Source organism: Shivajiella indica (genome assembly GCF_042683085.1).
Lineage (GTDB): Bacteria > Bacteroidota > Bacteroidia > Cytophagales > Cyclobacteriaceae > Shivajiella > Shivajiella indica.
The window spans coordinates 87,335-100,011 of sequence record NZ_JBHUIV010000025.1 but is presented as its reverse complement, the minus strand read 5'-3'; the positions used below and the strand labels follow the sequence as shown (position 1 = coordinate 100,011).

The following is a 12,677-nucleotide window of genomic DNA, read 5'->3' as shown; positions in this document are numbered from 1 at the left end:
ATTATAAAGGAACTTTAATTCATATAAATTTCTTATGATTTTAAATACAATATAGAGTTGAAAACAATTATCAGAAAAATAGCCGTATTTCCTGTCTTGGTTTATCAATATTTGATATCTCCTTTATTTCCTGCTACTTGTAGGTATACACCTACTTGCAGTCAGTATGCGAAAGAAGCCATTCTTAAGCATGGGGTATTCAAAGGAGGATGGTTGGGTATTAAAAGGATTGCGAGCTGTCATCCATGGGGCGGCCATGGTCATGACCCGGTTCCTTGAGATTCTTCTGGTTTAAAACCTTTTTTCAAGGCCATTGTCACAAGGATAATCCCGATTACAACCAAAGGTATACTTAATACTTGTCCCATATTGAGGCTTAATTCTTCTTCAAAATCAACCTGGTTTTCTTTCAAAAATTCCCAAATAAACCTCATTCCAAATACTGAAATAAGGAACAATCCTAAAAAGAGACCATCCGGAAGTCTTGATTTATATTTTTTCCAAATCCAATATAATATCAAAAAGATGATCAGATAGGATACTGCCTCATAAATCTGTGTCGGATATCGGGCCACACCAAAAGTGTAAACACTCACTAAATAATGATCTCCCTCGTCTTTTAAATTGTATTTAAGAGGGGTTTCAGGGTTTTCCGCCAAGTATTTTTGTGAACTTCTAAATCTCGTCAACACATATTTAACATCAGTTTCAATAGCAGTTTTAAGGTCGGCTTCACTATATCCTCCTTTTTCAACTTTGATATCAAAATTTACTGGGACAATTCCATTTCCGGTTAGTTCCGAAGCCCTTTCTGAAGGTTTATAAGCCTCTACCGAAGCAACCGGAATTCTCAATGTCTCAATAATTTCCTCTGCATCTCTGGCAAATACAAAGCCACTGTCACTGCCTGTAGGTTTTCCACCAATTTCAGAATTCATCAGGTTACCCACCCTAATCATTGCGCCGGTCATGGCCACAACAATGACAATTCTGTCCACAACCCATAAATAGGTCTGGGAAGGTACTTTTTTAGCATAGAGATATAGGGCAAATAGAATTGCAATTGCTGCACCATGGCTGGCCAGACCTCCTTCCCAAACTTTTAATATATCAATGGGGTTGCTGAGATATTTTTCCGGTTCATAGAAAAGAACGTGCCCCAACCTTGCCCCAATGATGGTAGCCAGTACCATGTAAATGGTCAGTTTGTCAACTAATCTTTCATCTTGCCCTTCTTTTCTATAAATGTAAAACATTATCTGTTGGGAAATGATAAAGCCCAAGGCAAACAAGAGACTATACCATCTCAGTCTTTCAAAACTAGGGAAAACAGCCGGATTGGGACTCCAGACTACATAGCTTAAAATAAAATCAATCGTATTCATCTTTAATATTTTATCCAAGGGATGTGAAATTACCCTTTTTTAATAAGTATCCAACTCTTTTAACTCTTCTTCATAAGATCCTGATAGAATAGGGAACCTATACCAGGTCTTGGGGTCTACATTGAATTCATCCAAGTGGAAGGATGGAGCTAACCTTTCCCTTTTCCATTGGTTACGTGACCAAAGGGTAAAGAATTTTTTTATGTAAACTTTCAGCATTTTTTCATCCATGCCCAATTCTTCCTTCAAGATCAAATAGACATCCAGAGGTGATCTTTTGTCTCTTATAGCCAATCTTTCAATTTCTACAATCAAGGAATATGGCATGAGATCGGTCTCATCGGTTTGATTGTTTTCGGCAGGTCTCAATTCGGCCGTTGGCTGTAAGCTGTTAACTTTTTGTAATCCACTATATTGAAGCTCTTTTTCTGCCCATTTCAGCCATTGGATGATGAAATGCTTGTCAACTGCTGCTATAGGTGAAATGCTTCCACTTGTATCTCCATCCATGGTAGCATATCCCACATCCCCCTCACTTCTGTTTGAAGTACTAAGTAATAGCGAATTTTTAATATTGGCAAGCATCCAAATGATAGGAGAACGGGCTCTTGCCTGTATGTTTTGAAGCGTAATGTCATCTTCTTTCCAACTCAGTTTTCTCCCAATGGCTTTTTCGATTTTTTCAGTATATGACCTGACTTCATCTGAGATTTCCCAGTTCAAAAACCCTGCTCCAATACTTTCTGCAAGTGATTTGGCACTTTGAAATGTTGAAAATGAAGAATTATCGGAGGCCTGATAAGCAGTTGTCAGGATTTGGCCAATAAATTCTATTACTGGGTTATCAGTTTTTGGGACAAAAGGAATGCCTGATTTTTCTATGAAATGATTAACTCCTAATTCTTCCATACCTCTCCTGACCATTTCTGCAACCAATACAGCAATAGTGGAGGAATCAGCGCCTCCGCTAAGGGAAAGAACAAAGCCCTTGCTTTTGCTTTTCCTTAAATAATCAAAAAGAGCCAAAGAGGCGGCTTTTACAAATTCTTCATTTTTGTCATGTTTACTTTCTAATGGATTATGGTCATTTTGGCTTTTATCAAATAGAAATGTCCTGACCTGATAGTCTTGGAAGGAAAGAAGGTCATTTTTGAGTAAGAGCTTTCCCTTGTCAGCAACCAATATTTCACCATCAAATATCATTCTTCCGCTTTCATTGCCAAGGAGGTTGATGTAACAATATGTGGCATGAAATAACCCTGAACTATCTTTGACCAGGTTTTCCCTCAGGATGCTTTTTCCCATAGCGAAATGACTGGCACTGGGATTAAAAATAATATCTACTTTTCTGTCTTTTAGTCTGTATCCCGGTCTTAATTTGCCCCTCCAGGCATCTTCGCAGATTTCAAAACCATATTTTATTCCGTTTTTTTCAAAAACTATATCTCCTAATGGTATTTCCTGTCCAAAAAAATCAAACTGTATAACTTTTCCATGTTCCCAAGGAGTAAACCATCTGAATTCATAATGAACCCCGTCAATTGCCATAAATTGTTTGGCGACGAAACCTATAATCTGCTTGTTTTCGATTATTGACATGCAATTATAGACCTTGTCGGCTATTCTTATGGGTATTCCTACGGCAACTGTAATATTTTCGGTAAAGGCGACTAATTCATTTAATTGCTTGAGGGCCTTCTGAGGATACCAATAGCTAAGGAAAAGATCTTCACTTCCATAGCCACAAATGGCCAATTCAGGAAAACATATTAATTCTGAACCAAGAGTTTTTGCTTCCTTGATAGATTCAATGATATGCTGAAGATTGCCTGACCAGTTAAGGGGAGTCTGGTTAACAGTGGCTAAAGCAATATGAAGTTTGGACATATTCAGAAGTAAAAATACAAAACACTGTTTTCAAAGATAGTGTTCTAAATTGCAATATTTAGTTTTTCGCAGGCATTTTTGGAAGCTTCCTGTTCTGCTTTCTTTTTTGTTGGTCCTTTTCCTTCAGAAAGTTGTTCACCTCCCACATATAGGTGTACATGAAATTCTTTAAATCGTTGGTTGCCTGTAACTGAAATTGTCCGGAAATCAACCTCTTTGTTTTCTTTTTGGGACCATTCTATGATCTTACTTTTAAAATTGGAGGTAGTGGAAATAATATCATCTACATCAAAGTGGATGATGATGCATTTGAGAATGAATCTTTTGCAAAATTTATATCCTCTGTCCAAATACACCGCACCCACGATTGCTTCCAGTGTATCTCCATAAATGGATTTATGGGAACTCAGGTTTCGTCCTTTGTATTCAATGTCCACCACTTTGGCCAGACCGATCTTGATGGCAATCTGATTAAGGGCTTCTCTATTGACCATCCTGGATCTGGTTTCTGTTAGAAATCCCTCATCCCTGTATGGGAATTTGAGAAAAAGGAACTCAGCCACCACGGCACCCAGAACCGCATCTCCCAAATATTCCAGCCTTTCATTCGAGATCTTAAATCCATTGATGGTTTCTTCTGCTACAGAGATATGTTTTATAGCGAGTTTGTATAATGATAAATTAAAAGGCTTACTACCAACCATATGTTTAATGGCAGTAGCAAGCCTTTTTTCATTTTTATTATAAAATAATGCTTGTAATCTGAGTAATCTGGATAGTTTCAAGTTACTCGTTGATTTTTTTGAAAATGATGGAAGCATTGTGCCCACCAAATCCAAAAGTATTACTTAATGCAGCCCTGATTTCTCTCTTTTGAGCTTTGTTGAAAGTCAGGTTTAATTTGCTGTCAAATTCCTCATCATCTGTGAAGTGGTTTATGGTAGGAGGAACCAGACTATTTTTTATTGCCAGGATACTGGCAATGGCTTCTATAGCACCGGCAGCTCCCAGAAGGTGTCCTGTCATGGACTTGGTACTGCTGATATTCAGCTTATAGGCATGTTCACCAAAAACATTCTGAATAGCTTTTACTTCACTTACATCACCTAATGGGGTGGAGGTGCCATGAACATTTACATAATCAATATCTTCAGGTTTCATACCTGCATCATGCAGCGCATTGAGCATCACATTGGTTGCTCCCAAACCTTCCGGATGAGGTGCAGTAAGATGATAGGCATCAGCAGACATTCCACCACCTACCATTTCAGCATATATTTTTGCACCTCTGGCTTTGGCATGCTCATATTCCTCCAAAATCAGACATCCGGCTCCTTCTCCCAAAACAAACCCATCTCTTTCCTTGTCAAAAGGCCTTGATGCTGTTTGTGGAGAATCATTTCTCTGGGAAAGTGCTTTGAGGGCATTAAAGCCACCAACACCTGATTCGGTAATCGTAGCTTCTGTTCCTCCGGTCACAAAAATATCTGCCTTTCCAAGTCGGATATAATTAAATGCATCAATGATGGCATTTGTTCCCGAAGCGCATGCAGATACTGTTACAAAATTTGGACCTCTGAATCCATACTTGATTGAAATAAATCCAGCACAGATATCAGCAATCATCTTTGGAATAAAGAAGGGGTTAAATCTTGGCGTGCCATCTCCTTGGGCAAAGGCCGTGACCTCATCCTGAAAGGAACGCAGACCACCGATTCCTGAACCCATAATCACCCCAATCCTATCTAGATTTGATTTTTCGATATCAAGACCGGAATCAATTATAGCCTGGTCTGATGCAATCAAACCCATTTGAGTGAAAAGGTCCATTTTTCTCGCCTCTTTTCTGTCAATGAACTGTTCTACATCCAATCCTTTAACTTCACAGGCAAATTGGGTCTTGAAAAGAGACGCATCGAATCTAGTAATAGGAGCAGCACCACTTACCCCATTTGAGAGACCGTTCCAGTATTCCTCGACGGTGTTGCCAATTGGGGTAAGGGCACCTAAACCTGTTACTACAACTCTTCTTAAATTCATAAATGAATTTTAAGTGATTATTTATTTTACGTTAGCTTCCAGATAGCTAATAGCCTGACCTACAGTGCCGATTTGCTCAGCTTGATCATCCGGAATGGAAATATTGAATTCTTTTTCGAATTCCATGATGAGCTCTACTGTATCCAGAGAGTCAGCACCAAGATCATTTGTGAAGCTAGCCTCAGGAGTAACTTCAGATTCTTCAACGCCCAATTTATCAACGATAATGGCTTTTACTTTTTGTGCAATTTCAGACATTTTTTGATCAGTTTAAATTTAAACACTCCGCAAAGAAATATATTTAATGCCTTATTGCCAAAAAAATGTAATAACTAAATTCAAGATATTCTTTCAAACCGTTGAACTTGGAGGATTATTTATAACTTTGTTTTTTAATATTCTTCCCACTAATGAAGAAAATCAAACTATTTGTAGAGCATCAATTTGACTTTGAACTACTTGGACTGGTGTCTCCAGTCAAAGACTACAAAATGGCCTGGTTGATCAATCAGGCACTTGGTGTCAAGTTAATCAAAATCAATGATTTTGAGCCTGAATTTCTTCACCAGCCCCAATTGAAAATCTCTCAGTTTTTGGAAGAAAAAGAACATGGTTTTGTCCAATTGATGAAAAACAGGTCGCATTCTGATGATGGCAATGCCTTATATCTTGTGCCGGAATTAAAAATGTTTGATTACTTTCTCCTCATTCAGGACCAGACCTTCGAATTGGATATTAATGTGTATATTGAGCGCCTAAGCCAAATAAGATATATTCAAAGCGCAGTAAAACTTGACATTAACAAACTAAAATCAAAAGAAAATTTACTAACCTATTAATCCAAAACCATCAATGAGTATTGCACTTTACAACAAGACAAAAATTTTAGCAACAATAGGTCCAGCATCCAATAATATTGATACTTTAAGAAGTTTGGTCTCTGCAGGTGCCAATGTCTTCAGATTGAATTTTTCGCATGGGGATCACGAAGTCCACAAGCAGGTGATCAAAATGATCCGGGAAATCAATAAGGAAACCGGTTCCAATATTGGTATTCTTCAGGATCTTCAAGGTCCGAAAATCCGTGTCGGTGAAATGGAAAATGGAGGTGTTCAGATTTTACCTGGCCAGAAAATAACCATTACAAATGAACCTGTTGTTGGAAATGCAGAATTGGTAAGCACTGTTTACCAAAATCTACCCAATGATGTTAAAGGAGGGGACAGGATATTAATTGATGATGGAAACATAGAACTTGCAGTCAATAATACAGATGGTAAAAATGTAAGATGTGTTGTAATCCATGGAGGAATGTTGAAATCAAGAAAAGGGATAAACCTTCCAAATACCAAAGTCTCCGCGCCATCCTTGACCGAAAAGGATTTGGAAGATTTGCAATTTGGTTTAAAACAGGATGTTGATTGGATTGCTCTTTCCTTTGTAAGGACTGCAGATGATATCAAAGACCTTAGAGAAAGGATTCAAGATGCAGGCAAAGACTGTAAAATTGTAGCCAAAATAGAAAAGCCTGAAGCACTTTCGAATATTGATGAAATCATTGAAGCCACGGATGCCATCATGGTAGCTAGAGGAGATTTGGGTGTGGAGGTTCCCATGGAAACAGTTCCACTTTGGCAAAAGCAAATAGTAACAAAATGTAAGTTGGCTTGCAAGCCGGTTATCATAGCTACCCAGATGCTTGAAAGTATGACAACACATCCCAGACCTACGAGGGCGGAAACCAATGATGTGGCCACCGCAGTGTTGGATGGTGCAGATGCAGTAATGCTTTCAGCAGAAACCGCTTCCGGGCAATTTCCGGTGAATGCTGTCAAGGCCATGAGCAGCATCATCAGTTACATTGAAAACAACCATGATGTTTACCATCATTTGTACAAGATTCCAGAAGATGATCCGAATTTCTACAGTAAAAATCTCACCTTAATGGCAGCCAGACTGTCAAGAAACGTGAAAGCCAAAGCTTTGGTGGGTATTACAAGTTCCGGCATGACAGCTTTGAGACTGGCATCTTTTAGGCCATTGGCTAATCTGATCATGTTTACCAGAAACAAAAAACTGATGACCCAGATGAGCTTGGTCTGGGGCGTAAGATCTTATTACTATGAAAGTAATATTTCCACTGATGCTACTTTTATGGATATTCAGGATCAGTTGAAGAAAGATGGCTATGTGAAAAAGGGCAATATCATCATCAATACTGCCAGTATGCCTTTGAAAGACAAAGGAAGGACCAATATGCTGAAAATTCACGAAGTGGAGTGATCAGTTTTCCTGAGGCCCTCTCGGTACCACCATCAATACACTCTCTTTATCAACCATTACGGCTCCCGAAGGGGAGCCTTTTACTTTTCTGACAAATTTGGCAGGAGTATAGATTACAGGAGCCAAACTTTCATTTATATTTTTGGAATAATAGGCGGCCAGTTCAGCGGCCCGCTCAATTACTGTTTTGGGGAAATTGATTCCTGAACGGTATTTTATCACCACATGAGAACCCGAAACATCTTTTGCATGTAGCCATAAATCATCCTTCCATGCAAAATACCTCAAGAGTTCATCATTCGCTTTGGCTGATTTTCCCACTAATATTTCAAATCCTTCTATTTCAAATCTTTTGTATGGAACCTGTTCCTCTTTTTCTTTTTGCCGCGCGGATAAATGCTTTGATTTGATAAATTCTTTCAATGATTTAAAATCCTTAATCCCATTCAGATCTTCAATCCAGTCCATGGTTTGGGAAAGCATTTTATCTTTTTCATCCAGATTGTGATGCAATTGGTCTATTTCCTTTTTCCTGTTTTTGGATTTTCGGTAGAGTGTTTCAGCAAATTTTTGTGGGGTCTGGCCTTTTTTCAATTTGAAGGGTTCCTCTTTTTGGGTATAAAAGTTAAATAAGAGCACCGCTTCACTACCTGGAGGAATTTGATGCAGATTGGCCATTAGGACATCGGCCACTTGTGAGGGGGGAACCTCCTTTTCCAGTTCTTCCAACTTTTGGGAAGTTTTTAGTATGTAGGCTTTCGTCTTTTTTTTCTGCTCCTCAAATATTCTTATCCATTGGTTTTTTTCTTTTTCAAATGCCTGAATGACAACCTTGTAACGGAAAAGTTCATTGCTTGCTTCAACAGGATCAGAAGTATCAAATACAGCCTTTTGCACCGGAAGGAGACTGAGTAAAAATTCATTATTTTCCTTGATAATAGCATAATGGGGGCTGTCAAGAAGATCCAGGACTTCCTGTATCAAACGCCATTTGGTTTGCAGATCTGCCTCTATATAGCCTTTGGATTTCAACCATTCCCTTGGGATTTTTCCCAAGGTTGGAAGAAATTGGGATGCATTTCCTTCCATTAATTGAAAGTTATCAAAACTAAGATCCAAATGCTTTTCAATATCAGCTAGTTGCAGGTTTTTATCTTCCTTTAATTCATTCCTGAATATGGAAGCAGGTAATTGATAGTCTTTAGGGTAATAAAGTACATTACTTCTGGTTCCATGAAGTTTAAAAACCAGAGAATCTCCCGAATCAAAATTTATTTTAAATGCCCTTTCAAATGAAAATACCTTGATTTCTGTAATGATTTGGCCGATCAATTCCGGAAATAAGGAAACCGTGTTTTTTTTGCTTCTTTTAAATTCTTCCGGAAATGAAAGACAGGATATGATAGGGAGGAGATTAGCACGGATATAGCATTGTCCGGTATGATTGGCACATCCGATCACCAGTTCGTCTTTATTTTGTGAAAAACAGGTAATAATCCTCATTCCTGTAAACTTCAAAGAAAGTTCAGGACAGAGGTATTTTAAAAAGTGGTAATTCAGATGCATCAGTCAATTTTTAGCTTCAGTCCATCGTAAGCCAAGCGGATATGTGAAGGAAGGGAAGATTCAATTTCCTGATGATTTCCAAGTTTATGGCTGATATGTGTAAAATAGGCCATTTCAGGTTGGATAATATTGACCATTTGTATGGCCTCCTCCAAAGTAAAATGGGAAATATGGTGATTTTTTTGAAGCGCATTGAGCACCAGTGTTTTACTTCCTTTGATTTTCTCCAGTTCTTTTTCCTCAATTTGCTTGGCATCTGTGATATAGGTGAAATCATTGAATCTAAACCCAAAAACAGGAAGTCTATAATGCATCACTTCAATGGGGATAATATTGATCCCTTCGGCAATGAAGGGGACATTGGTAATCTCATGGGGGATAACAGATGGAACTCCTGGGTATTTTACTTCCTCAAAAATATAAGAGAATTCTTTTTTGATCTGATGGAGAACTTTTTTTGCCCCATAGATAGGCATATCTTTTTTTTGGGAAAAATTATAAGGTCTGATGTCATCCAATCCAGCCGTATGGTCCTTATGTTCATGGGTGAAAATTACAGCATCCAGGCTGTTTATTTTTTCCCTGAGCATTTGGGTCCTGAAATCAGGTCCAGTATCAATGACAAAACTTTTTCCATCCACTTCAATATGAATGGCACTCCGGGTTCTTTTGTCCCTGAAATCCAATGAACTGCACACCAGGCAATCGCAACCGATTACCGGTACCCCCTGGGATGTTCCTGTACCAAGAAATGTAACTTTCAATGCTTTAATTCAGTTTTCCGGAGGTCAGTTAAGAGATCCTGAATCTTTGGATCTATAAAATCCTGAGGAGCAAAACCGATCTCCTTAATGATATCAATAAGTGTATTTATTTTACCATCCAAGGTATAATATTTATTGATAATGACAATTTTACTCTCTTTGAGTACACAGTAACCTGATTTGAAATTTCCTTTTTCGTACCGCAAAATAAATTCCGAGGCGGCAAAAATATTTTCTAGCTTGTCAAGGAAGTTTTTGGTGTACTTGATATTCATAGAGAAAATTTATACCAGATATTTTTTAACGGTAGCCAATAAATAATCATAATCCAAGGGTTTTTGGACATAATCATTTAGACCCGCTTTCATAAAATCATCAAGAGTATAATTTTTATAATTTCCTGTAATCGCAATAATTGGAACTGTTGATTTTTTGGGGTCCTCTAAAGCTCTTATTGCTTTTGTACATTCAATACCATCCATTTCCGGCATATTGATGTCCATGAGAATCAGATCAAAATCCTCTTTTGCCAATTTTTCTAATACCTGTTTACCGTTTTTTACTGCGGTGATCTGATAATTCTCAAACATCAGGACATTTTTTGTCAAATTGATAATTACTGAACTGTCTTCTGCAACAAGTACTTTTCTTGTAGGGCTCATGGATTAAGATATACGGATGATTTACAATGTGTTTTAAACCTTTCAAATAGGCTCTTCAAATATATGTAATCTTTAACAGTATTATCAAAATTCCCCGACTTAATATTCTTTTCAAATGATTGGGTAAAATAAAAAATTTCCAAAGCACCGATGGTTCCTGAATTCCCTTTGATGATGTGCAGTTTTTCGCCGATCTGGGAATATTCGCCATATTTGAGCTGGTATTCAATTTCAGACAGCAGCCTTTCGGTTTCGTCTATGAAATCATTATAAACCAAGCGGATATTTTCAATCGAATTGTATTTCAGTAGCTGTAATACTACCTTAGGATTTAATATTTCAGTATTTGATTGGATCTCAGATTCTATTTTTTCCAACTTTCCAGGGGATTTTGACATCAAAATATGTTTTTGAAGACTTTCTAAAAGTTGTTTTGGTTTGACCGGTTTTGAAATAAAATCATCAAAACCAGCAGATAAAAAGTAATCCCTGTCATTTTCATTGGCAAATGCTGAGACGGCTATTACCGGTACAAAAGTAAGTTGTTCTTCTTTAATTATTTTTAATGTATTAATGCCGTCCAGCATGGGCATCTGAATATCTAAAATGATAATATCAAAGGATTCTTTTTTTATTTTTTCCAAGGCCTCTTTTCCATTTTCCGCCACCTCACATTGATAAACCTGTCCTATGATATTCTGAAACACCTTTCTGTTCAGAGCATTGTCATCTACAATCAGGACCTTATTGTTTTTCATCAACAATTAATAATTTTGGTAATTATAGTTATTCTATTCCGAAAGAAATTGAAATTATCCCACAAATATTTGATCATTTTTCTTGGACCCACAGCGGTAGGCAAAACCGCACTTTGTCTGAAAATCGCCCAATTATTTCAAACTGAAATCATTTCTTCTGACAGCCGTCAGTTTTATAAGGAAACCAATATTGGGACGGCAAAACCAACTGAAAGTGAATTGAAAAGTGTACCTCACCATTTAATAGGGACCAAGTCAATTCACAATCCATACGATGTTAAGGATTTTGAAAATGAAGCGTTGCAGGTGTTGGATGTAATTTTCAAAACCCATGACATAGCAATAATGGCAGGAGGTTCAGGCTTATATATTGATGTTATTTGTAAAGGTTTGGATGATATACCCGATATAGAACCTAAAATCAGGGAAAAAATCATATCCGAATTTGAAGAAAAAGGAATTGAATTTCTTCAGAGGGAATTGGAGAAGTTTGATCCTGATTACTTCCAGACAGTAGACCGTAATAATCCCCAAAGGTTGATGCGGGCAATTGAAGTTTTCAGAGGGACAGGCAAGCCCTTCAGTTCATTTAGGGTAAAGAATTTGATCCAAAGACCATTTAAAATTATCAAAATTGGTCTTGAAAGAGAAAGAGAAGAACTATACGAAAGGATCAATAAAAGAATGGAAATGATGATTAGGCAGGGACTTTTTGAAGAGGCTGAAGCGCTCTTTCCTTTTCGTCATCTCAATGCCCTGCAAACGGTGGGCTATTCGGAGATTTTCGGATATTTGGAGGGGAAGTATGATAAGGAGGAGGCTGTAAGGCTATTAAAAAGGAACTCCCGAAGGTATGCTAAGAGGCAAATGACCTGGTTTAGACGAGATTCAGAAGTACTATGGTTTCATCCTGAACAGGAAAAAGAAATCATTCAGTGTATTAAGAATGAAATTATAAAAGCCGAAAAACCCTAAATTGACATCAATCATAAGGTTCATGGCCCATTAATTTAGCTACAAAACTATAGGGTTTCTTATTGATCAGATTATTGTACTGGGCTTTAAGGATTTTTATTTGTTGGTATGGTTTTTTTAAAGTTTCCTCAAATATTGCCTTCGAATCCGATTCATATTCCTTTTTTAGTTCCTGGTATTTTGTTGCAACCCAATCCCAATCTTTTGGTTTTGAATTGCTCAAATCAGAGTCAAATTTGGAAAAACCTTTGATCATCTCCGCTTTTAATACCTGAATCTGGTTTTTCTTTAAATTAAGCGAATTGTTTACTGCCATAATAAAAAGAATTATTGCAGCAGAAAGCGTCAAAATGATTG

The 12,677-nt window shown here is 37.5% G+C and carries 15 protein-coding genes; 4 read left to right on the top strand and 11 right to left on the bottom strand.

The window, feature by feature from the left end:
* The first annotated feature begins 57 nt into the window (after positions 1 to 57).
* On the top strand, positions 58 to 279 hold the full coding sequence (gene yidD, locus ACFSKV_RS16870; RefSeq protein ID WP_380805405.1) for a membrane protein insertion efficiency factor YidD: 222 nt from the start codon (positions 58 to 60) through the stop codon (positions 277 to 279).
* Here yidD and ACFSKV_RS16865 read toward each other — a convergent pair.
* From ACFSKV_RS16865 to ACFSKV_RS16845, 5 genes are read right to left on the bottom strand one after another with little or no spacing between them, the layout of a single operon-like run.
* Positions 261 to 1,385 carry a prolipoprotein diacylglyceryl transferase gene (locus ACFSKV_RS16865; protein ID WP_380805403.1) on the bottom strand — a complete coding sequence of 375 codons (1,125 nt, stop codon included), beginning with the start codon at positions 1,383 to 1,385 and terminating at the stop codon, positions 261 to 263. The two genes, yidD and ACFSKV_RS16865, sit on opposite strands and share 19 nt — an antisense overlap.
* 39 nt (positions 1,386 to 1,424) lie before the next feature.
* Positions 1,425 to 3,272: an NAD(+) synthase gene (gene nadE / locus ACFSKV_RS16860; RefSeq protein WP_380805400.1), complete on the bottom strand. Its 1,848-nt coding sequence runs from the start codon at positions 3,270 to 3,272 to the stop codon at positions 1,425 to 1,427.
* Between the two features lie 44 nt (positions 3,273 to 3,316).
* Positions 3,317 to 4,057 (bottom strand): ribonuclease III, encoded by a 741-nt coding sequence (gene rnc, locus ACFSKV_RS16855; protein ID WP_380805399.1) that lies wholly within the window; start codon positions 4,055 to 4,057, stop codon positions 3,317 to 3,319.
* A gap of 1 nt (position 4,058) precedes the next feature.
* Complete coding sequence (gene fabF / locus ACFSKV_RS16850; RefSeq protein ID WP_380805397.1) at positions 4,059 to 5,312, bottom strand: beta-ketoacyl-ACP synthase II; 1,254 nt, start codon at positions 5,310 to 5,312, stop codon at positions 4,059 to 4,061.
* A 21-nt stretch (positions 5,313 to 5,333) separates the two neighbouring features.
* On the bottom strand, positions 5,334 to 5,570 hold the full coding sequence (locus tag ACFSKV_RS16845; protein WP_008629501.1) for an acyl carrier protein: 237 nt from the start codon (positions 5,568 to 5,570) through the stop codon (positions 5,334 to 5,336).
* 152 nt (positions 5,571 to 5,722) lie between these two features.
* Between ACFSKV_RS16845 and ACFSKV_RS16840 the strand changes: the two genes are divergently transcribed.
* Both ACFSKV_RS16840 and pyk read left to right on the top strand, forming a co-directional pair.
* A complete protein-coding gene (locus ACFSKV_RS16840; protein WP_380805391.1) occupies positions 5,723 to 6,151 on the top strand; it encodes an IPExxxVDY family protein in 429 nt (142 codons plus the stop codon).
* A 13-nt stretch (positions 6,152 to 6,164) separates the two neighbouring features.
* Entirely contained in the window at positions 6,165 to 7,595 is a 1,431-nt protein-coding gene (gene pyk, locus ACFSKV_RS16835) for a pyruvate kinase (protein WP_380805388.1), read from the top strand.
* On the opposite strand, the gene ACFSKV_RS16830 is transcribed toward pyk, so the two are convergent.
* The 5 genes from ACFSKV_RS16830 to ACFSKV_RS16810 are packed head-to-tail and all read right to left on the bottom strand — an operon-like array spanning position 7,596 to position 11,345.
* Complete coding sequence (locus ACFSKV_RS16830) at positions 7,596 to 9,161, bottom strand: NFACT RNA binding domain-containing protein (protein ID WP_380805383.1); 1,566 nt, start codon at positions 9,159 to 9,161, stop codon at positions 7,596 to 7,598.
* On the bottom strand, positions 9,161 to 9,925 hold the full coding sequence (locus ACFSKV_RS16825) for an MBL fold metallo-hydrolase (RefSeq protein ID WP_380805380.1): 765 nt from the start codon (positions 9,923 to 9,925) through the stop codon (positions 9,161 to 9,163). The genes ACFSKV_RS16830 and ACFSKV_RS16825 overlap by 1 nt, the downstream gene beginning before the upstream one ends.
* Positions 9,922 to 10,200: a hypothetical protein gene (locus ACFSKV_RS16820; RefSeq protein ID WP_380805379.1), complete on the bottom strand. Its 279-nt coding sequence runs from the start codon at positions 10,198 to 10,200 to the stop codon at positions 9,922 to 9,924. The genes ACFSKV_RS16825 and ACFSKV_RS16820 overlap by 4 nt, the downstream gene beginning before the upstream one ends.
* Positions 10,201 to 10,209: 9 nt before the next feature.
* Positions 10,210 to 10,587 carry a response regulator gene (locus ACFSKV_RS16815; protein ID WP_380805376.1) on the bottom strand — a complete coding sequence of 126 codons (378 nt, stop codon included), beginning with the start codon at positions 10,585 to 10,587 and terminating at the stop codon, positions 10,210 to 10,212.
* Complete coding sequence (locus ACFSKV_RS16810) at positions 10,584 to 11,345, bottom strand: response regulator (protein ID WP_380805374.1); 762 nt, start codon at positions 11,343 to 11,345, stop codon at positions 10,584 to 10,586. Before ACFSKV_RS16810 ends, ACFSKV_RS16815 begins: the two co-directional genes overlap by 4 nt.
* Positions 11,346 to 11,393: 48 nt before the next feature.
* Here ACFSKV_RS16810 and miaA point away from each other — a divergent pair, with 48 nt between their 5' ends.
* A complete protein-coding gene (gene miaA / locus ACFSKV_RS16805) occupies positions 11,394 to 12,320 on the top strand; it encodes a tRNA (adenosine(37)-N6)-dimethylallyltransferase MiaA (RefSeq protein ID WP_380805370.1) in 927 nt (308 codons plus the stop codon).
* Between the two features lie 7 nt (positions 12,321 to 12,327).
* On the opposite strand, the gene ACFSKV_RS16800 is transcribed toward miaA, so the two are convergent.
* Entirely contained in the window at positions 12,328 to 12,636 is a 309-nt protein-coding gene (locus ACFSKV_RS16800) for a hypothetical protein (protein WP_380805366.1), read from the bottom strand.
* Positions 12,637 to 12,677 lie beyond the last annotated feature (41 nt).

What these genes read in the sequence shown, in the direction of transcription:
- ACFSKV_RS16865 (WP_380805403.1), bottom strand. Translation starts at nt 1,385, where the DNA reads ATGAATACGATTGATTTTATTTTAAGCTATGTAGTCTGGAGTCCCAAT.
- nadE (WP_380805400.1), bottom strand. Translation starts at nt 3,272, where the DNA reads ATGTCCAAACTTCATATTGCTTTAGCCACTGTTAACCAGACTCCCCTT.
- fabF (WP_380805397.1), bottom strand. Translation starts at nt 5,312, where the DNA reads ATGAATTTAAGAAGAGTTGTAGTAACAGGTTTAGGTGCCCTTACCCCA.
- ACFSKV_RS16845 (WP_008629501.1), bottom strand. Translation starts at nt 5,570, where the DNA reads ATGTCTGAAATTGCACAAAAAGTAAAAGCCATTATCGTTGATAAATTG.
- ACFSKV_RS16840 (WP_380805391.1), top strand. Translation starts at nt 5,723, where the DNA reads ATGAAGAAAATCAAACTATTTGTAGAGCATCAATTTGACTTTGAACTA.
- pyk (WP_380805388.1), top strand. Translation starts at nt 6,165, where the DNA reads ATGAGTATTGCACTTTACAACAAGACAAAAATTTTAGCAACAATAGGT.
- ACFSKV_RS16830 (WP_380805383.1), bottom strand. Translation starts at nt 9,161, where the DNA reads ATGCATCTGAATTACCACTTTTTAAAATACCTCTGTCCTGAACTTTCT.
- ACFSKV_RS16820 (WP_380805379.1), bottom strand. Translation starts at nt 10,200, where the DNA reads ATGAATATCAAGTACACCAAAAACTTCCTTGACAAGCTAGAAAATATT.
- ACFSKV_RS16815 (WP_380805376.1), bottom strand. Translation starts at nt 10,587, where the DNA reads ATGAGCCCTACAAGAAAAGTACTTGTTGCAGAAGACAGTTCAGTAATT.
- ACFSKV_RS16810 (WP_380805374.1), bottom strand. Translation starts at nt 11,345, where the DNA reads ATGAAAAACAATAAGGTCCTGATTGTAGATGACAATGCTCTGAACAGA.
- ACFSKV_RS16800 (WP_380805366.1), bottom strand. Translation starts at nt 12,636, where the DNA reads ATGGCAGTAAACAATTCGCTTAATTTAAAGAAAAACCAGATTCAGGTA.